Annotated in this window: 16 protein-coding genes; 1 reads left to right on the top strand and 15 read right to left on the bottom strand. The window is 72.4% G+C overall.

Annotation, left to right across the window (positions count from 1 at the left end; all coding sequences use genetic code 11):
- Positions 1 to 72: 72 nt before the first annotated feature.
- From KVA01_RS03395 to KVA01_RS03335, 13 genes are all read right to left on the bottom strand, one after another.
- Positions 73 to 2,898: a DEAD/DEAH box helicase gene (locus tag KVA01_RS03395; RefSeq protein ID WP_068467457.1), complete on the bottom strand. Its 2,826-nt coding sequence runs from the start codon at positions 2,896 to 2,898 to the stop codon at positions 73 to 75.
- Positions 2,899 to 2,940: 42 nt separating this feature from the next.
- Positions 2,941 to 3,753 carry a twin-arginine translocase subunit TatC gene (gene tatC / locus KVA01_RS03390; protein WP_068467607.1) on the bottom strand — a complete coding sequence of 271 codons (813 nt, stop codon included), beginning with the start codon at positions 3,751 to 3,753 and terminating at the stop codon, positions 2,941 to 2,943.
- Between the two features lie 199 nt (positions 3,754 to 3,952).
- Positions 3,953 to 4,360 carry a Sec-independent protein translocase subunit TatA gene (gene tatA / locus KVA01_RS03385; RefSeq protein WP_068467456.1) on the bottom strand — a complete coding sequence of 136 codons (408 nt, stop codon included), beginning with the start codon at positions 4,358 to 4,360 and terminating at the stop codon, positions 3,953 to 3,955.
- Positions 4,344 to 4,724 (bottom strand): hypothetical protein, encoded by a 381-nt coding sequence (locus tag KVA01_RS03380; protein WP_068467455.1) that lies wholly within the window; start codon positions 4,722 to 4,724, stop codon positions 4,344 to 4,346. Before KVA01_RS03380 ends, tatA begins: the two co-directional genes overlap by 17 nt.
- A gap of 23 nt (positions 4,725 to 4,747) precedes the next feature.
- Complete coding sequence (locus KVA01_RS03375) at positions 4,748 to 6,916, bottom strand: WYL domain-containing transcriptional regulator (protein ID WP_068467454.1); 2,169 nt, start codon at positions 6,914 to 6,916, stop codon at positions 4,748 to 4,750.
- On the bottom strand, positions 6,917 to 7,312 hold the full coding sequence (locus tag KVA01_RS03370; RefSeq protein WP_068467452.1) for an FKBP-type peptidyl-prolyl cis-trans isomerase: 396 nt from the start codon (positions 7,310 to 7,312) through the stop codon (positions 6,917 to 6,919). It lies immediately after the preceding gene.
- Between the two features lie 64 nt (positions 7,313 to 7,376).
- A complete protein-coding gene (locus KVA01_RS03365) occupies positions 7,377 to 8,375 on the bottom strand; it encodes an FKBP-type peptidyl-prolyl cis-trans isomerase (protein ID WP_068467606.1) in 999 nt (332 codons plus the stop codon).
- A gap of 100 nt (positions 8,376 to 8,475) precedes the next feature.
- On the bottom strand, positions 8,476 to 9,885 hold the full coding sequence (gene pafA, locus KVA01_RS03360; protein WP_068467448.1) for a Pup--protein ligase: 1,410 nt from the start codon (positions 9,883 to 9,885) through the stop codon (positions 8,476 to 8,478).
- Between the two features lie 4 nt (positions 9,886 to 9,889).
- Positions 9,890 to 10,096, bottom strand: a complete 207-nt coding sequence (locus KVA01_RS03355) for a ubiquitin-like protein Pup (protein WP_068467447.1) — start codon at positions 10,094 to 10,096, stop codon at positions 9,890 to 9,892.
- Between the two features lie 104 nt (positions 10,097 to 10,200).
- A complete protein-coding gene (gene dop, locus KVA01_RS03350) occupies positions 10,201 to 11,847 on the bottom strand; it encodes a depupylase/deamidase Dop (protein WP_233438738.1) in 1,647 nt (548 codons plus the stop codon).
- Positions 11,848 to 11,861: 14 nt separating this feature from the next.
- The gene (arc, locus tag KVA01_RS03345; RefSeq protein WP_082810202.1) at positions 11,862 to 13,643 is read right to left on the bottom strand and encodes a proteasome ATPase; all 1,782 of its coding nucleotides are present in this window, start codon (positions 13,641 to 13,643) and stop codon (positions 11,862 to 11,864) included.
- Positions 13,636 to 14,748 carry a tRNA (adenine-N1)-methyltransferase gene (locus tag KVA01_RS03340; protein ID WP_233438737.1) on the bottom strand — a complete coding sequence of 371 codons (1,113 nt, stop codon included), beginning with the start codon at positions 14,746 to 14,748 and terminating at the stop codon, positions 13,636 to 13,638. Before KVA01_RS03340 ends, arc begins: the two co-directional genes overlap by 8 nt.
- 128 nt (positions 14,749 to 14,876) lie before the next feature.
- Positions 14,877 to 16,073 (bottom strand): site-2 protease family protein, encoded by a 1,197-nt coding sequence (locus KVA01_RS03335; RefSeq protein ID WP_231860542.1) that lies wholly within the window; start codon positions 16,071 to 16,073, stop codon positions 14,877 to 14,879.
- Between the two features lie 83 nt (positions 16,074 to 16,156).
- Here KVA01_RS03335 and KVA01_RS03330 point away from each other — a divergent pair, with 83 nt between their 5' ends.
- The gene (locus KVA01_RS03330; RefSeq protein ID WP_068467442.1) at positions 16,157 to 17,053 is read left to right on the top strand and encodes a PAC2 family protein; all 897 of its coding nucleotides are present in this window, start codon (positions 16,157 to 16,159) and stop codon (positions 17,051 to 17,053) included.
- A 140-nt stretch (positions 17,054 to 17,193) separates the two neighbouring features.
- On the opposite strand, the gene mshC is transcribed toward KVA01_RS03330, so the two are convergent.
- Both mshC and KVA01_RS03320 read right to left on the bottom strand, forming a co-directional pair.
- Entirely contained in the window at positions 17,194 to 18,504 is a 1,311-nt protein-coding gene (gene mshC, locus KVA01_RS03325; RefSeq protein WP_141268911.1) for a cysteine--1-D-myo-inosityl 2-amino-2-deoxy-alpha-D-glucopyranoside ligase, read from the bottom strand.
- Between the two features lie 201 nt (positions 18,505 to 18,705).
- Positions 18,706 to 19,539, bottom strand: coding sequence for an undecaprenyl-diphosphate phosphatase (locus KVA01_RS03320; RefSeq protein ID WP_068467439.1), 834 nt, complete (start codon positions 19,537 to 19,539; stop codon positions 18,706 to 18,708).
- Between the last annotated feature and the right edge of the window lie 113 nt (positions 19,540 to 19,652).

Below are 19,652 nucleotides of genomic sequence, written 5' to 3'. Positions count from 1 at the left end.
CGTCCTGGTGCTCCGGTCGACCTGGCGCCGGGCCGCCCCGGTGCCCGACCGGGGTGCTGCTCGACCCGGACGCTACTGCTCGAAGACGCTGTACTCGACCACGCCGCGTCGTACGGCCTCGATCGCCTGGTGGGCCGTCTCCCGCAGCTCGGTGTCGATCCCGCTCACGCCGCGCAGCTGGTCGAGGACGTCGATGGTCTGCTTCGCCCAGCGCACGAAGTCCCCGGCGGCCAGGTCCGTTCCGGTGAGCGTGCGTGTGAGCGTGGCGCCGCGCGCCCACCGGTACATGGCCTCCGCGAGACCCTGCTCCGGTGCGGCGGTCAGCGGCAGGCGCTGCTCCGCCTCCGCCGCGCTGAGCACGGACCAGTTGTCCTGCAGGGTCTGCACCGCCGCCTGCATGTGCGCGGTGGGCAGGTGGGGCCTGGTCCCCTGGTCCTCCCGGCGCGGCTGGTACACGAGCGTGGTCATCACGCCGGCGAGACCTGGCGCGTCCAGGCCGTCCAGGAAGCCGTCCCGCAGGGAGAGCGCGAGCAGCAGGTCCCGTTCCCCGTAGAGCCGACGCAGCTGCTCACCCGCAGGGGTCGGTGCCAGGTGCCCGGACTCGTCCGGGGCGAGGTAGTCGAAGCGTGTGAGCACGGCGCACACGCGGTCGAACGTGGCCGCGATGCTGCCGGTGCGCCCGGCGATCTGCTTGCGCAGCGCCTGCGTGTCCTTCTCGAGCTTCCACGCCCGCTCCGCCCAGCGGGCGTGCTGCTCACGGTCCGAGCAGCCGTGGCACGGGTGGGAGCGCAGCCGCCGGCGCAGCTCCTCGATGCGGTGGTCCCGCGCGGAGGTGCCACGGTCGAAGCGGATGGTGTGTCCGCCCGAACCGCTGCGCGCGGGCCGGTGCTCGCGCAGCGCCGCCCGCACCGTGGCCGCGAGGTCCTTACGCTCCTGGGGCGACTTGCCCGAGAAGTGCTTGGGGATCCGGATGCGGGACTCCGGCTGCAGGGAGCCGTCGAGGTCGTTCACGCCGGCCCGGCGCATCTTGCCGTCCACCGTGAGGATGTGCGGTCGCGGGTCGAACGGGTGCGCGTCCGCCCGCAGCACCACGGCCCACCCGGCGTTGCGGCCGTGCGGGATCTCCACGACGTCCCCGGGCAGCAGGTCCTGCAGGGAAGCCGCGGCGTCGTTGCGCTGCCGGGCGGAACGGGACTTGCTCGCGGACTTCTCCTCGGCCGCCAGCTCGCGGCGCAGCTCGGCGTACTGGGAGAAGTCCCCCAGGTGGCAGGACATGGCCTCGCGGTACGCCTCTAGGGTCTTCTCCTGGGACCGCACCCGCTTGGCGATCCCCACAACCGAGCGGTCCGCCTGGAACTGCGCGAACGAGGTCTCGAGGATCGAGCGCGAACGCTTGGCGCCGTAGCGCGCGATCAGGTTCGTGGACATGTTGTACGTGGGGCGGAAGCTCGAGTTCAGCGGGTACGTGCGCGTGGAGGCCAGACCGGCCACGGCCTGGGGGTTCATGCCGTCGCGCCACAGCACCACCGCGTGGCCCTCGACGTCGATCCCCCGGCGGCCCGCGCGGCCGGTGAGCTGCGTGTACTCCCCCGGGGTGATGTCCACCCGGGCCTCGCCGTTGAACTTGTCCAGGCGCTCGAGCACCACGGAGCGCGCGGGCATGTTGATCCCCAGCGCCAGGGTCTCGGTCGCGAAGACCGCCTTGATGAGCCCCTCGGCGAAGAGCTGCTCGACCACCTCCTTGAAGACGGGCAGCATGCCCGCGTGGTGGGCGGAGATGCCCCGGACCAGGCCGTCGTACCAGTCCTCGTAGTTCAGCGCTGCGAGGTCCGCGGTGGACATGTGCGCCGTGGCCTCCGCGGCGAACGCCCGGATGGTGCGCTGCTCCTGCGGGGTGGTGAGCCACAGGTCCGCGGCCACGCACTGGCCCACGGCGGCGTCGCACCCGGCGCGCGAGAAGATGAAGGTGATGGCCGGCAGCAGCGCCTCGGCGTCGAGGCGGCGCAGCAGGTGCGGCCGCGAGACCCGGTCCTGCCGCGCCGGGCGCGAGTCCTGGGGCCGTCCGCCGCGTCGGCGGTTGCGGTGACCGGGGCCCCGGCCGCCCGCACGACCGCCACGGGGGTGCTGGGCGCGGAACAGGCGCAGCAGCTCCGGGTTGACCTCCGGCTCGTCGCGGTGCTTGTCCGACCGCCGCCGGGCGGCCTCCTCCACGGTGGTGTCGTCCACGAAGAGGTCCATCAGCTGCGGGCCCACCTGCACGTGCTGCCACAGGGGCACCGGGCGGTGCTCGGAGACCACCACGTCCGTGGCACCGCGCACGTCGCCCAGCCACGCCCCGAACTCCTCCGCGTTGGACACCGTGGCGGACAGCGAGGCCAGCTGCACGTAGTCCGGCAGGTGGATGATGACCTCTTCCCAGACGGCGCCGCGGAAGCGGTCCGCGAGGTAGTGCACCTCGTCCATGACCACGAAACCCAGGTTCGCCAGGGTGGCAGAGCCCGCGTAGAGCATGTTGCGCAGCACCTCGGTGGTCATCACCACCACGTCCGCCTCCGAGTTCACGGACGTGTCCCCGGTGAGCAGACCCACGCGCTCGGCGCCCCAGCGCCGGGAGAACTCGTGGAACTTCTGGTTGCTCAGCGCCTTGATGGGGGTCGTGTAGAAGGCCTTGCGGCCGGCCGCCAGCGCCAGGTGGATGGCGAACTCCCCCACCACCGTCTTTCCGGCTCCGGTGGGGGCGGCCACGAGCACACCGCGGCCCTCCTCGAGGGCGCGGCAGCCCTGGATCTGGAAGGGGTCCAGCTCGAAGTCCAGCGTCTGCTCGAAAGCCGCGAGCTGGGTCTCCGCGTGGGCCGTGCGTGCCTTGGCGGCCAGGTACCGTTCGGCGGGAGAAGACATGTCCCCCAGTCTACGCGGTGCCTCGGACACCGCCGCCCGGGCTCAGTCCTCGACCGCGGTGCTGCCCATGGACCGCAGGGCGTCCGCGGAGGTGCCGCGGTCCGCGCTCGCGCCGGTCGCGGCGGCCTGCTTGGCGGCCTTCTTCGCCCGACGCCGGTCCAGGAGCAGGCACAGCCCCGCGGCCACGAAGAACAGCAGCAGCAGCGGGACGGCCAGGTAGAGCATGGTCACCGGGTCCGGGCCGGGGGCGGCCATCGCGGAGATCACGAGCACGATCACCACCACGATCCGCCATGCCTTCAGCACGGTGCGCCCGGCCAACAGGCCCATCATGTTCAGCCCCACGAGCAGCACGGGCACCACGCACGAGATGCCGAACGTGAGGATCAGCTGGAGGAAGAAGCGCAGGTAGACGTTCGCCTCCACGAAGTTCGCCCCGCCCTCCGGGGTGAACGCGGTCAGGGCGTAGACCGCGGCGGGCAGTGCGGCCGTGGCCATCACGCAGCCACCCAGGAACAGCGGGATGGCCGCGGCCAGGAAGCCCAACGCGTACCTGCGCTCGTTCTTGTGCAGCGCGGGGGTGATGAACGCCCACATCTGGTAGAGCCACACCGGGGAGGCGAAGATCAGCCCCAGCACCAGGGAGACCTCGACCATGATGTTGAACGAGCCGCCCACGGACGAGTAGTTGATGGTCGCCGTGCGCCCGGACGCCGCGAGGCGCTGCAGCGGCTCGGTGATGTACTGCATGAACGGCTCGTAGGCCATGAACCCGAGCACGGCGCACAGCACCGTGGCCACCCCGGACTTGATGAGCCGGTTGCGCAGCTCCCGCAGGTGCTCCTTCAGCGCCATCTCCGCCTGGGGATTGCGACGCCGCGAGGTGGCCTTCTTCCGCAACCTGCGCTGCTGCCGCGCGGAGGGTGCGGCGGTCCCGGGCTCGGGGCTGGACATGGCTCACTGGCCTCTCTGACGAACGAGGTCCTCTGACGGAACGGGGCCGAGCCGGGCGGCTCGGCCCCGGTTCACGCGAGGTCTGACGGTCCTGCGCCGCTCAGGCGGTGGGACGCTGGTTCTGGTCCACGACCGGGGTGGACTGCACCGGGGCGCCCTGCTGCGGGGTCACCGCGGGGTCCTGTGCAACCGGCTGCTGAGGGGCAACGGTCTGAGGAGCAGTGGCCTGGGGGGCAGCGGTCTGGGGCGCGGCCGGAGCCGTGGTGCCCTGCGCAGGGGCGGTGTGCCCGGTGGCACCGGCCACGGTCTGACCGTTGGCGACCGGCTGGCCGTTCACGGTCACGGTGGGCTCGTCGTCGCGCTTCATCTCCTTGACCTCGGACTTGAAGATGCGCATGGACTGACCCAGGCTGCGGGCCATGCCGGGCAGCTTCGGAGCGCCGAAGAGCAGCAGGATGACCACGAGGATCAGGATGACGGTGACGGGGCTTTCAACCAAGCGGCCCATGGCGGAGTCCTTTCTGTTCGGCCCGGATCAGGTCCCGGTACCGCTGTGGCAGTCCCTGGGCCTCCTTGCGCTGCATCCTGCGGATGAGCCGGGCCGTCTGTCGTTGGTCGCGGCCGCTGCGGTACGCGGCGCGGGTGTCGTGCACGGGTGTGAACACGGCGGATGGTGCGGGTGTGCGCAGGGGCGCCGGCTGGCCCTCCACGGCGGCGTTCCACCGCTGCGGGAAGTCCGTGGCCGTCCGTTCGAGGACGTCCAGTGCCGGCAGGATCTGACGGGTCAGGACCCGGTAGCCGAGCGCACCGAGGAACGCGGCGCTGCCGAGGACCACCACGGTCCACAGCAGGACCCACATCCACCAGAGCATGGCTCCAGTATAGGCGGGCGTGCCTATGTGTCGGCTGTGCCGCTGCTCTCCAACCACTGTTCGACCGCGGCCACCGCCTCCGGCGGGGAGACGACGCCCACGTGGCCCGCGTGACGGGTGACCAGCGAGGACAGCGCGTCGAGCGTGGGGAAGTCCACCTCCGCCGCCACGTACTCCGGCAGCGGCCGCGGACCGCGGGCCGAGCGCGGACGGGCACCGTCGTGCGGGCGGTCCCGCCCGGCGTCGTCGTGCTCTGACCCGTCCGCCCCGGCGGCCGCGGGCACCTCGACCTCCACGTGGCGCTTGGCGTGGTAGTGCTCCACGATCCAGCGCCCGCGGCGGTCCGTGACCACCACGGCCTGCACGGGGCGGCGCTTGGCGGGCTGGATGCTCGAGCGGACCTCCGAGTCCATGCGCGGGTGCACCTGGGCCTCGCCGGCGTCCTCGCAGCCCACGATCCGGTCCGTGCGGAACGTGCGCGGCGCGTTCGCCTGCAGGCACCACCCGCGCACGTACTGGTGGCCGTCCGAGAAGATCATGCGGGCCGGGTCCACGAGTCGTTCGGTGACCTCGTCGCGCGAGGCCACGAGGTAGCGCAGCCGCACCCGCCGGTGCTCTGCGATGGCCCGGCGCAGCTGCGTCACGAGCTCGCTGTCCCGCGGCTCGGCCACGGCGTCCGCGTCCGGGACGTCGAGGGCGTCCGCGAGCGGCAGGGCGTCCGCGGCGGTCGCGACCTTGCGCATGGCCGAGCGCACCACCCGGCTGTCGCCGCCCGGGACGGCCTGCAGGGTCTGAAGGCCCATCAGCAGCGCGCTCGCCTCCGGGACCGTGAGCCGCACGGGCTCGGAGAGCTCCTGCGCGTTGCCCAGGTAGATGTGGCCGTCGTCCCACGAGGCGTCGATGAGCTGGTCCGGCAGGTGCCCGGGGCGCCCGCAGACGAACAGTGTCTGCAGGTCGTTGACGAGCTCCGCGTCCGTGATGCCGAAGTGCCGGGCGGTCTCCTCCAGCTCCGCTCCCTGGTGCGCGTAGACGTGGCGCACGATGTGCAGCAGCCGGGCCAGGTGCTGCTCGGTGCTCGCCTTGGCCGCACCCTGGCGGCGCTGCTTGCCCCACTGCACGTGCACGCCGGGCATGCGCGCCTGGAACGCGCGGGCGTCCTCGAGCCGACGCTGGACGGCGTCGGCCACGGCCACCTGGGTGTCCGCGCGCACGGGGCCCTCTGCCTCCGGCTCGGCCACGGGCGCGCGGGGCACGACGGCGTCCGGTCCGGCCGCGCACACCTGCTCCGCCGCGGACTCGGTGTCGTGCACGGCGAGCTCCACGGCGTCGTAGCCCCGGGGAGCCCGCCACGCGGGGGACGTGGCCGGGGCCGCAATCCGGCGCAGCAGCTGGCCCGCGCCCTCCCGCACGTGGGCGACCACGCACAGCTGCGGCGGCTGGCTCACCATGCGGGCGAGCTGACCGCCCATGGAGAAGTCGCGGGGCGGGTCGAACGTCTCGCGCGTGACGTCGACCTCCGAGATAATCCGCGAGAGCCGGAACGTGCGCTGCGCGCGACGATCGGCGTCCCACCCGGCCAGGTACCACGCGCCGTAGCGCGAGCCCACGCCCCACGGCTGCACCGTGCGCTGCGAGAACGCGCCCGTGCGGTCCACGTAGTCGAAGCGGACGGTGCGGTGGGCGAGCACCGCGGAGAGCAGCGGCTCGAACGCGGGGTCCGCAACCGCCACGGTCGGCTGCACGTCCGTGCCCGGGGCCGCCTCACCGCTGAGCGCCGGCTCCAGCTTGTCCAGCGCGCGGCGCGCCAGCCGGTCCTGGGCGGCGTCGTTCCACGCGTCCGCCGCGACCGCGAGCACCGCGGACTCCTCCGCGCTGAAGCGCACACGCGGCAGCCGGTAGGAACCGCGCGGCACCCGGTAGCGCGGCGTGAGCTGGGCGTCCGAGGCCCAGGGGTCGTCGTCCGGGATCTCCTCCACCGGGTACCCGAGTGAGCGCAGGTGCGCCTTGTCGCGCTCGAACATGCGCTCGAAGGCGTCCTGGTTCCCGGCACGGTCGTACCCGGGCACGATCGCGCGCAGCTGCTCGCGCGTGTACCCGGACTCGCGGTCGAGCAGGGCGATCAACAGGTTCAGGAGGCGCTCGGCGGACGCCGTGGTGGAACGGCGTGCCGCGGCCCCGGTGGAGGGCGCCATTCAGCGGACGTCGAGCAGGTCCACCACGAAGATCAGGGACTCGTCCGGGCCGATCACGGACCCGGCGCCTCGGGAGCCGTAGGCCAGCTCCGAGGGAATCTCCAGGCGACGGCGCCCGCCCACCTTCATGCCCAGCAGACCCTGGTCCCAGCCCTGGATGACCTGGCCCACACCCACGGTGAAGTCCAGGGGCTCGTTGCGGTTCCAGGAGGCGTCGAACTCCTCGCCGCCCGAGTACGTCACGCCCACGTAGTGGCACGACACGGTGTCCCCGGGCTTGGCCTCCCGGCCGGTGCCCTGGATCTCGTCCACGATCCGCAGCTCGGTGGGGACCGGGTCCTGGGGGAAGTCGATCTCCGGCTTGGAACGATCAAGCTTGCGCTGTCCGAATGACACGGGCTCTACCTTTCGTCGTGGGCCCCCGGTCGGGGCCGTGCCGAGGACACAGTGTAGTCGTGTCTCACTTGCCGGAGGAGGACGCCTTCGGGCTCGCGCTCTGGGAGGCCCCGGAGCTCGCGGCCGCCGAGGGGCTCGAGCTCGCGCTCTTCGGGGTGGGCGTGGTGCCCAGGATGTCCACGACGAACACCAGGGAGCCGGCCGGGTACTGCGAGTCCTTGCCGAGCTCCTTCTCCGTGCCGTAGGCCTTGTCCGTGGGGATCACGAGCTCCACGCGGGAACCGACCTTCTGACCCTCCAGGCCCTCCTTCCAGCCTGCGATCACGCCCGTGAGGGGGAACGAGGCCGGGGTGCCCTTCTCGTAGGAGGAGTCGAAGGACTTGCCGTCCGCCCAGCGCACGCCCACGTAGTTGGCGATCACGGTGTCGGAGGCCTTGACGGTGTCCCCGTCCCCCTCGATCAGCACGTCCTTCTTCAGCTCCGTGGGCTCGGCGCCGGAGGGCTTGGCGATCGTCGGGGTGCCCTTGTCGTCCTGCGTCACGGCGGGCATGCCCTTGGCCGGGGTCTTCATCTTCCCGTTGAGCGAGGGCAGGATCTTCTTGGTCACCTGGTAGACCTCCACGGAGGTGGAGTCGTCCCCGCTCTCCCCCGCCGCGCCGCTGGTCTTGGGGGTGCTGTACGCGATGATCTCCCCCTCCTTGGCCTTCGTCAGGGCCTCGTACATCTCCGGCAGCGAGCTCTTGAGCTCGTCGTTGAGGGTCAGCACCTGGCCCGCGCCCTGGCTGTAGGTCTCCCCGAGCGAGGAGCCGTCCGAGCCCTTGTAGAGCGCGGCCTGGAGCATCACGTTGTCGCCCTCGTGGATCTCCTGACCCTCGCCCTCCTTGAGCACCTTGGTCTGGGGGCCGTCCACCTTCATGGGGGTCTCGAAGGACACCGAGGGGGCCGTGCCCGCGGACGGGTCGCCGGAGAGCTTCACGGAGTCCCAGCCCGAGCCGCCACCGCATCCGGTGAGCAGCAGGGACAGGGCCAGGGCGGTGGTGCCGGCGGGGATGATCTTTCGCACGAGGGGGTGACCTTTCGTCATCGGGGTCCTGACTCGGGACCAATGTAGAGGACCGGTGTGGGGCGAGGCTGGGAAAGCTCCCGGAGCACCGGGTGCTGGTTCAGGCGCGGCCGGCGGAGATCTCCTCGATCAGCGCCTCGACCTCCGGGTCGGTGGTCGCGAACGGGTCCTTGCACAGCACGGTGGACTGCTGGTGCTCCCCGTTGAGCTTCAGGTGCACCCAGTCCACGGTGGAGTTCACCCCGGCGTCGCGGGCCGCGGCCACGAACCGGCCGCGCAGCCGCGCCCGGGTCTCGGGTCCTTCCTGCACGGCGCGCTCCACGTCCTGCGGGCCCACGAAGGACTCCACCGCCCCGCGGCGCTCCAGCATGTGGAAGAGCCCGTGGTGGGCGGAGGTGTCGTGGTAGGCGAGGTCCAGCTGCGCCATGCGCGGGTGGGAGAAGTCCATGCCGTGGCTGCGCGCGTAGGAGTCCAGCAGCTTCTTCTTGATCGCCCAGTCCAACTCGCGGTCCACGAGCGCGCTGTTCTGCTCCTCGACCGCCCGCAGCCCGCGGTCCCACAGCTCCAGGACCCAGCCCAGGCGCTCGTGGTGCTCGCCGTGCTGCGCCACGAAGTGGGTGACCGCCTCGAGGTACTCCCGCTGCAGCTCCACGGCGGAGCGGCGGCCGCCGGAGGCCAGCTCCAGCTGGGCCGTGCCGGTGAGGTCGTGGGAGACCTGGCGCAGCGCGGCCGCGGGATCCGCGAGCGTGCGGTCCGGGAGGATCTGACCCGCCTCGATCATGCGCAGCAGCACGTCCGTGGTGCCGATCTTCAGCGCCGTGGTGGTCTGCGACATGGACGAGTCCCCGGTGATCACGTGCAGCCGACGGTAGTGCTCGGCGTCCGCGTGGGGCTCGTCGCGGGTGTTGATCATGGGCCGCGAGCGCGTGGTCGCGGAGGAGGAGCCCTCCCACACGTGGTCCGCGCGCTGGGAGAACGAGTAGCCGGGGGCGCCGTCGCCGAGCGCGAGACTGCCGAAGGGCGGCGGCCCGTCCGGGTGCACGCGCCCCGCGCCCACGAGGATCTGGCGGGTCACGAGGAAGGGCAGCAGGTGCTGGAGCAACCGGGAGAACTCGGTGCGGCGCGAGATCATGTAGTTCTCGTGCGAGCCGAAGGAGTTGCCCGCGGAGTCCACGTTGTTCTTGAACAGGTGGACCGTGCCGGCGACTCCCTCCTCGTCCAGGGCCTCCTGGAGCTGAGCGCGCAGGTCGTCCACGATCCGCTCCCCCGCGGCGTCCTGGGCGACGACGTCGTGCAGGGTCGCGGCCTCGGCGGTCGCGTACTCGGGGTGGGAGCCCACGTCCAGGTACAGCCGTCCGCCGTTGGGCAGGAACACGTTGGACGCCCGACCCCACGCGAGCACCGGCGCGAACAGCCGCCGCGCGGTCTCGTCCGGCCCCAGCGCACGGCCCTGCGGCACGCTGTGCGTCAGCCCGAACTCGGTCTCGATCCCGTAGATGCGCCGTTCCACGCTGCTACTGGCCGCCCTTCTGGACGAAGCCCTTCACGAAGGCCTCCGCGTTGGTCTCGAGCACGCCGTCGATCTCCGCGAGCAGGTCGTCGGTGCCCTGCGTGTCGTGCCGGGCCTGGGCCGCGCCCGAGCTGGGCGGGGTGGCGGGAGCCGGTGCGTCCGGCTCCTCCTCGCGGCGCGATGCCGTGCCGAAGATGCGTTCCTGTGCCATGTCTTCTCCTATGTCTCGGTTCCTGTGCGTCTGGTGCTGTGCTGGATCTCTGGAACTGTGGGTCCGCCACCGGGCCTGCGTGCCCGGGCCGGGCGCCGTCGGGCTCAGCCGATGTCGCTACCCGTGACGAGCCCCGGTCTGTGCTCGGCCACCCGCCGCACCCACTGCTCGGCGTCCGGGGCGGTGAACCACTCCTCGGCCACCTCGCGGGTGAGGTCCGTGGGCTCGGGCATCGCGATCCGCGCGCCGCGGCGCACCCCGGGGAAGGCCACGTTCACGGTGTCCCAGCCGACCCCGGCCATCGCCTCCGGGTACCGGGAGACCGCCGCGCCGCGGAACCACGCGCGCGTGTCCGCCGGCGGCGTGTCCGCGGCGTCGACGATGCACTCGTGCGGCACGAGCGTGCGGATCCGGCCGCCCGCGGCGAGCCGGTGGTAGAGCCCCTTCTCCGGGCGGACGTCCGCGTACTGCAGGTCGATGGCCAGCAGGCGCGGGTCGTCCCACGCCATCCCGTCCCGGCGGCGGTAGGCCTCCAGCAGCGCGTACTTCGCGGCCCAGTCCAGCCGGTCCGCGAGCAGCGAGGGATCCGCGGCGAGGTCCGTGAGCACCTCGTCCCACAGCTCCAGGACCTGAGCGGTGTCCGCGTCCAACCCGTCCGGGGCGAGCTCGGTCTCCAGCTCCAGCGCGGCGCGGTGGTACTCCCGCTGCAGCTGCACGCCGGTGAGCTCCCGGCCGTCGCGCAGCGGCACGGCGGTACGCAGGGTCGGGTCGTGGCTGATCGCCTGCAGGGCCGCCACGGGGTCCACCAGTTCGAGGTCCGGGACGCGGTCGTGCTCCACGAGGTCGAGCACGAGCGAGGTGGTGCCGAACTTGAGCAGGGTGGCCACGTGCGAGAGGTTGGCGTCCCCGATGATCACGTGCAGCCGCCGGTAGCGGGTGTCGTCCGCGTGCGGCTCGTCACGGGTGTTGACCATGGGGCGGTGGATGGTCGTCTCCAGGCCCACGGTGCGCTCGAAGAAGTCCGCGCGCTGGCTCAGCTGGAAGCCGGGCCCGGAGCCGTCCACGCCCAGACCCACGCGTCCGGCGCCGCAGACCACCTGGCGGGACGCGAAGAACGGCAGCAGCGCCGCGGTGATCCGTTCGAAGGGGACCTCCCGGGAGACCGTGTAGTTCTCGTGCGCGCCGTAGGACACGGACTTGTTGTCCGTGTTGTTCTTGTAGAGGTTCACGGGAGCCGCCCCCGCGCCGCCGGCGAGGAACTCGACCGCCCGGTGCGCCACGACGTCCCCGGCCGCGTCCCACGTGAGCGCGTCGAGCGGGGAGGTGACTTCCGGGGACGAGTACTCGGGGTGGGAGTGGTCCACGTACACGCGGGCCCCGTTGGGGATCACGGTGTTCATGACCACCCGGCGCCAGTCCATGTCCTCCGTGTACAGCGCGGACTCCTGGATGGCCTCGGCCGCGATCTCCTGCGCCGTGAGCTCCGGCGCCTCGTCCGTGAGCTGGGAGAAGTGGGCCGCCTCACGCGCCACGGTGAAGCCGCGCGCGTCCGTGAGCGGGGCCTCGGAGCCGTAGTCCCACGCCGTGCCCACGGGAGCGCCCGCGCCCGTTTCGCCCGTGAGCCGGGCCGTCTCACGACGACGCCGCGCCAGGAGTGCCGCGCAGCCGGTCACCACACGGGTGGACAGGACGGTGGCGTTCGCCCCGGGCTCCCCCGGCGCGAGCACGCCGAACTCCGTCTCACTGCCCATGATCCGGCGCACCGTCATGACGCACCGCCCGTCGCGGACGCGTCCCACGACGCCCCGGACTTGCCACCGGCGTTCTCACTCGACCCGGCGAGCTCCGACGGCTGAACCTCGTGCCGGGAGTCGTGCCTGGCGATCCGCACGTCCTGGATCGTGTCCGCGCGGCGGCCGGTGAGCCGGGCCCAGTCCTCGGGATCCCCGGTGTTGGGCATGTCCTGCTGCTCGTGGAACTCGTCGTCCACGGCCGCCACCAGGTGCTGCGCGGTGAGCCCGCGGCGCCCGGTGGTCAGCAGGGTCTTGATGGCCTGCTTCTTGGCGCGGTCCACCACGTTGCGGATCACGGCGCCGGAGGCGTAGTCCCCGAAGTACAGGGTCTCCCGGCCGCCGCCCTTGTAGGACACGGTCAGGAACTCGGTGTCCGGCACGCGCGCGTACATCCGCTCCACGGCGGCCTCGACCAGCGCGGCGGCCGCCCCCGCGCGGGAGCCCGCCCGGTGGACGTCCTCCTCGCGCAGCGGCAGGTCCTGCGTGACGTAGAGCCCGAAGATCTCCCGTGCGCCTTCGCGGTCCGGGCGGTCGATGCGGATCTTCACGTCCAGGCGCCCGGGGCGCAGCACGGCGGGGTCGATCATGTCCTCGCGGTTCGTGGCACCCACGACCATCACGTTGTCGAGCTGCTCCACGCCGTCGATCTCGGTCAGCAGCTGCGGCACGATCGTGGTCTCCACGTCCGAGGAGAGCCCGGAGCCGCGCACGCGGAACAGCGAGTCCATCTCGTCGAAGAACACGACCACGGGCACCCCGCGCGCCGCCTGCTCCCGCGCGTTGGCGAAGATCGAGCGGATCTGGCGCTCCGTCTCGCCCACGTACTTGTCCAGCAGCTCGGGCCCCTTGATGTTCAGGAAGTAGCCCTCCGCCCGCGAGCGCCCGGCCTTCGCGGCGCTGCGCTCGGCCAGGGAGCGGGCCACGGCCTTGGCGATCAGGGTCTTGCCGTTGCCCGGGGGGCCGTAAAGCAGGATGCCCTTGGGCGGGCGCAGACCGTGCTCGCGGAAGATCTCCGGGTAAACGTGGGGCAGCTCCACGGCGTCACGGATGGCCTCGATCTGCGGGCCGAGTCCCCCGATGTCCGTGTAGCTGACGTCCGGGACCTCCTCGAGCACGAGCTGCTCGACGTCCGTGCGGGCCACCGGTTCCAGCGCGAAACCGGTGCGGTGGTCCACGGTGAGGGCGTCGCCCGGCTTGGGGCGCTCGCGCCGCAGCCGCCCGGAGAGCAGCAGCACGCGCTCCTCGTCCGAGCGGCCGACCGTGAGAACGCGGTCATGGTCCACGACCTCCTTGACGGTGGCGACCTCTCCCGTGCGCTCGTAGTCGAGCAGGGCGATCACCACGTAGTTCTCGTTGAGCAGCACGCCCAGCCCGGGCTCGCACGCCCCGAGGGACACGAGCGGGCTCAGCGCCACCCGCATCTTGCGCCCCGCGGCGAGCACGTCCACCGTGGGACCCGTGACCACGGGCCCCGTTCCGGTCGCCTCGCCCACGGGCTGACGGCCGTGGTTGACCTGCAGGATCGTGGCGAACGTCGCGGGCGCCTCGGCCTCCGCGGCAATCGTCTTCTTCAGCGTGACGATCTCCTGGCGTGACGCGTTGAGCAGCCGCACCAGCTTCTCGTTCTGGGCGTTCAGCCCGCTGAGCTGCTTGTCCAGGTTGCGCTTCTGGTCCCGCAGCATGGCCATGTGGCGCTGCGTGATCTCCTGCTCGGAGCGCCGGGGGTCCGGCTGCTCACGGTGCGGTTCAGTCATGGCGCTGCTCCTCGAGCGGCTCACCGACCACGGTGGGGTGCTGGTCCGCCGCACGGCCTTCGAGAATCTCCCGGTCCGCGCGCGCCGCGTGCTGCGCCAACGACGCCGCGTCCCGCCCGGCACGGCGCAGCTTGCGGTCCGAGACGATGCGCTCGCCGAGGGCCACGGGGGTCCAGGCCTGCAGGTCCTCCTGCGTGTACTCGCTCTTGGACGCGCGGCGCTTGGGTGCGAGGCGGGGCGAGCCGTCCGCGAGCCGCCGGGACTGGATGAGGAAGCCGGTGTGGGCCACCATGCGGTGGTCCGGGCGCACGGCGAGCCCCTCGACGTGCCAGCCGCGCACCATGGTCTCGGAGGCCTCGGGCTCGGTGAAGCGCCCGTCCGCGCGCATGGCCTCGGCCACGCGGGAGAGCTGCGGCACGGTGGCCACGTAGCAGATCACGACGCCGCCGGACGCGAGTGCCGTGGCGACGGCGTCCAGGCACTCCCACGGGGCCAGCATGTCCAGGACCACGCGGTCCACGGAGCCGGGCTCCTCGACCTCGCCGAGCTCTTCCGCGAGGTCCCCCAGGGTCAGCTGCCACGCCGGGTGCGGGGCGCCGAACATGGTCTCGATGTTGCCGCGGGCGATCTCCGCGAACTCCTCGCGCCGCTCGAAGGAGCGCACGTGGCCCTCGTCCCCCACCGCGCGCAGCAGCGAGATGGTCAGGGCACCGGAGCCCACGCCGGCCTCGACCACGCGGGCGCCCGGGAAGATGTCCGCCATGGACACGATCTGGCCGGCATCCTTGGGGTAGACCACGGCGGCACCGCGCGGCATGGACAGCACGAAGTCCTTGAGCAGCGGCCGCAGCGCCTGGTACCGGATCCCCGAGGTGTTGCTCACCACGGTGCCCTCCGGCTGCCCGATCAGCAGGTCGTGGCCGAGCACGCCGCGGTGCGTGTGGTGCTCCCCGCCGTCCACCAGGGTGATGGTGGTCATCTTGCCGCTCTCGTCCGTGAGCTGGACGCGCTCCCCGGAGCGGAACGGACCGCGGCGGTTGGCCGCGCCCCGCACCGTGGCCCCGGTGGGGTTCGGCTGGGATTCTCGGGGTTGCTGCTGGGTCATCTGCTCACTTCCACGCCTGCGCCACGACGGCGGCCGCCGTCCGGTCCTCGGCCCGCGCCGTGCGCCACGGCGGGTCCGGCTCCCATTCTCTCACCGCGGCGAGGCCGTGCACCACAGGACGCGGCGGCTCAGCCCCGCAGGGCGTGGCGCGCGAGGTCCTCGTGGTGCACGACCCCGGTGACGTGGCCGGCGTCGTCGACGACCCACAGCCACTGGCGGCGCGCGCCCTCCATGCGGCGGGCGAGCTCTCCCCCGGCCACCCCGCCGGTGACCACGGCCTCCCGCGGGTACCACCGGCACACGTCCCCCAGCCCGGTCCGGGCACGGTGCGCGTCCGGCACGCGCACGGCGAGCGAGGGGTCCAGCACACCCACGGTGCCGCGGGCGTCGTCCCGGGCGACGACGTCCGGGACCCAGCCGCGGTAGTCGTCGCCGGTCGCGGCGGCCACCGTGGCGTCCACCACGGACAGGGGTGTCACGGGAGAGAACTCGAGGGCGGGGCGCGCGATCCGGTCCGCGCGGACGGCGTCGAGCGTGCCCATCAGGCGTGCCTGGCGCAGGGCCTGCCCCGCGCCCACCACGATGAACCCGATCACGAGCAGGGAGACGACCAGCACGGACGGCTGCCGCCACTGCTGGGTCCACAGCACCCACAGGGCGAGCAGCGCCGCGATGCCGCGCCCGCACCACGCGGCCACGGCGGTGCCCCTCGACTCGGAGCGGGTCACGGCCCACACGAGCGCCTCGACCACGCGGCCGCCGTCCAGCGGCAGGCCGGGGAGCAGGTTGAAGACGCCGAGCACCCAGTTCGCGAGCACGAGCAGCTCGGCGAGCGCCCACCAGGGTCCGGCCGAGCCGTCCGGGGCACCGCGCAACAGCAGCTCGCCCACGACCGCCAGCACCACGTTGGACAGCGGCCCCGCGAGGGAGACCACGGCCGTGGCGAGCGGGCGTGCGCGCACGGTGCCGAAGGTCGTGTGGCCGCCCATCAGCGTCAGCACGATCCGGTCCACGGGCCAGCCCGCGCGCCGCCCGGCCGCCGCGTGGGCGAGTTCGTGGACCAGGACGCTCACGGCCAGCCCCACGGCGAAGCCCAGGGCCACCACGAGGTTCAGCCAGCCGAGCTCGGGGTAGACGCGCCACAGCACGGGCCCGTACATCACCACGGTGAGCGCGGCGATCAGGAACCACGAGCGGTCCAGACGGATCTCGACCCCGGCCACGCGGCCCAGGCGCAGACCGCGGACGCGGGGCACGGGATCGGCGGGCGGGGCGGCGTCGTGGGGCACGGCGTCGTCGGGCGCGGGCAACCGGGGATCAGGCATGGGGTTCATGGTAGGTGCGAACCCCGGGGCCGGGCTGGGCACCCCTCGTGCGGGCCCCGGGACGCGCGCCGTACAGTGGGACGGTGACCACGAACGACAGCAATTCGGAGCAGCCCGGCATCGGTCCCTTTGGCGTGGTGCGGGACGGCCAGGAGCAGGAGACCGTCACGGTCCTCGTCGCCGCGTTCGAGGGCTGGAACGACGCCGGCGACGCCGCGACCGACTCCCTCAAGCTCATCCGCGAGCACCTGGGCGCCAAGGACGTGTTCGAGGTCGACTCGGACGACTACTACGACTACCAGTACTCGCGGCCCGTCATCCGCCGCTCGCTGACCGGGGAGCAGAAGCTGCACTGGCCGAGTACGCGACTGGCCAAGGCCAGCGTGCCCGGCACCAACCTGGACGTGGTGCTGCTGCACGGCTGGGAGCCCTCCTACCGGTGGCGCACGTTCACCGCGGAGCTGATCGAGCAGGCCACGGCGCTGGACGTGGACTTCGTCGTCATGCTCGGCTCCCTGCTCGCGGACGTGCCGCACACCCGGCCCATCCCGGTCACGCTGACCTCGGACACCGAGGAGCTGCGGGACGAGCTGGAGATCGAGACGCCCCAGTACGAGGGGCCCACGGGCATCGTGGGCGTGCTCTCCCACATGGCCGCCCTGGCCGGGTTCCCCACCCTGAGCATGTGGGCCGCCGTTCCGCACTACGTGGCCCACGCACCGTCCCCCAAGGCGCAGCTCGCACTGCTGCGCCAGCTCGAGGACCTGCTGGGACTGTCCCTGCCGCTGGACCCGCTGGTCGAAGACGCCGAGGCGTGGGAGCGCGGCGTGGACGAACTCGCCTCGGAGGACCCGGAGGTTGCGGACTACGTGCGTCAGCTGGAGGAGGCCAAGGACACCGTGGACCTCCCGGAGGCCACCGGGGACGCGATTGCGCGCGAGTTCGAGCGCTACCTGCGCCACCGCGAGGACCGCGGCTGAGGGGCGCCCCTCACCGCGGCTCGCGAAACACGCCGTCATGACAACGGGGCCGGCACCCGGTGGGACGCCCCACCCGGTGCCGGCCCCAGAACCACGTCGTTCCCGGGAGTCCGTGGCTCAGTGGCTGGGCGCCGTGAGCCCTACAACTCGATGCCGAGCAGCGCCTCGATGCCCGCTCGGGCCAGCTCGGTGTCCTGCGCGGACGCCTCCGGGCCGCGAGCCGCGGCTCCCCCGAGGTTGCGGGCCGCCCAGGCGTCCACCGCGATCAGCGCCGCCGGGGCGTCGAGGTCCTCGGCGAGAGCGGCACGCACCGCCTCGAGCAGGGGCTGGGCCCCGGCCGTCTCGCCCTTCGACGCCGCCTCGCGCCACCGCGCGAGGCGGCGCTGCGACAGCTCCAGCAGCTCGTCGGTCCAGAACCAGTCCGTGCGGTAGTGGTTCGAGAGGATCGCCAGACGGATGGCCGCCGGGTCCACACCCTGCGCGCGCAGGCTCGAGACCAGCACGAGGTTGCCCTTGGACTTGGACATCTTCTCGCCGTCGAGACCCACCATCGCCGTGTGCACGTAGTGCTCGGCCATGGGCTCGTGGGACAGCGCGTACGCGTGGCCCGCGCCCATGTCGTGGTGCGGGAACGCGAGGTCCGAGCCGCCACCCTGCACGGTGAACGGCGTGGGCAGGTACTTCAGGGCGATCACGGTGCACTCGATGTGCCAGCCGGGGCGGCCGCGGCCGAGGGTTCCGCCGTCCCAGGACGGCTCCCCCGGGCGCTCCACGCGCCACAGCAGCGGATCCAGCGCGTCGCGCTTGCCCGTGCGGTCCGGGTCCCCGCCGTGGTCCGCGAACAGCGGCATCATCTCGTCGCGGTCCAGGCGGCACGTGCTGCCCACGACCCACGCGTCAGGATCGTCCGCGCGCAGCCTCCCGGCGGCGTCGACGTCGAAGTAGACGTCCCCGGCCGGGGCCGGCTCGCCGTCCTGGCCGGTGCCCGCGGGCACCCGGTAGGCCAGGCCCCGCTCCACGAGCCGCTCGACGGCCGGGACGATCCACTCCACGGCCTCCGTGGCGCCCACGTAGTGGTTGGGCGCGAGGACGTTGAGCGCGGTCATGTCCGTGCGGAACAGCTCGGTCTGGGACGCCGCGAGCTCGCGCCAGTCCACGCCGGTCGCGTTCGCGCGCTCGAGCAGGGGGTCGTCCACGTCCGTGACGTTCTGCACGTACTCCACGGTGAACCCGCCGTCCCGCCACACCCGGTTGAGCAGGTCGAACGCGACGTAGGTGGCGGCGTGGCCCATGTGGGTCGCGTCGTACGGGGTGATCCCGCACACGTAGAGACCGGCACGGCCGTCGCGGGGGGCCATCGGCTCCGGTGCGCCGGTGCTCGTGTCGAACACCCGGGGCACGGGAGAGGTCCCCGGAAGCTCCGGAACCGGTCGGCTGGGCCAAGACTTCATGTTCACCTTCGTTCGGACGGAATGTCTGTCGTCAACTGCGCAACGGGGCTCGCCCGGTGCGCTATTCCCCGTGCGGCCTCGGCTCGGGTTCGCCGGCGGGTCTCGCCGGCTGCCTGCCGCCGTGCGCCCGGTGCCTTGCAGGACCGGACGGCAACGACGACGCCGCACGGCCGCCAGGGTCGGCGGGCCCCGGGAGGGATGTCAGGCGTTGATCAGGCCCGTGCCCAGCAGCACGAACAGTGCGGCGCCGAGCAGCACCCGGTACCACACGAACAGGTTGTAGCTGCGCTCGGAGATGTAGTGCATGAACCAGCCGATGATCAGGTAGCCCACCACGAAGGCGATCACGGTGGCGACCGCCGTCTGGCCCAGGGTGTAGACCCCGCCGGGCTCCTGGCCGCTCACCGCCTTGTACAGCTGGTAGAGCCCGGAGGAGAACACCGCGGGGATGGCCAGCAGGAACGCGTAGCGCGCGGCGGCGGCCCGGGTGTAGCCCATGAGCAGACCCGCGGTGATGGTGCCGCCGGAGCGGGAGACGCCCGGGATCAGGGCGAGCGCCTGGGCGAAGCCGTAGCCCACGGCGTGCTTGAAGGTGAGGTCCTCGAGGTGGCGCTCCTGCTTGCCCACGCGGTCGGCCACGGCCAGGAACAGGCCGAAGACCACGAGCATGGTCGCGGTGATCCACAGGGAACGGAACTGGGTCTCGATGTAGTCCTGCAGCAGCAGCCCCAGCACCGCGATGGGTAGGGAGCCCAGGATGATGAACCACCCCATGCGGGCGTCCGGGTCCGAGCGGTCCACGCGCCCGGTCAGCGACAGTGCCCACTGCTTGATGATCCGCACGATGTCGCGCCAGAAGAAGATGATCACGGCGGCCTCCGTGCCCAGCTGCGTGATCGCGGTGAAGGTCGCACCGGGATCCGCTCCGTTGGGCAGGAACTCGCCGACGATCCGCAGGTGCGCGGAGGAGGAGACGGGGAGGAATTCGGTCAGGCCCTGCACGAGGCCCAGGATTATCGCTTCGATCCAGTTCACGCGACAACTGTACGGCACCCCCGACGGCCCCACCGGGCCGCGCCCTGGGAGAGCTCTGGACACGCAGGAGGGCCCCCACCACGGGTGGGGGCCCTCCTCGATCCGGTGTCCGG

This window comes from Kocuria varians (genome assembly GCF_006539885.1).
Lineage (GTDB): Bacteria > Actinomycetota > Actinomycetes > Actinomycetales > Micrococcaceae > Kocuria > Kocuria varians.
Note: the sequence above shows the minus strand (reverse complement) of the source record. Positions and strands in the feature narration are given on the sequence as shown.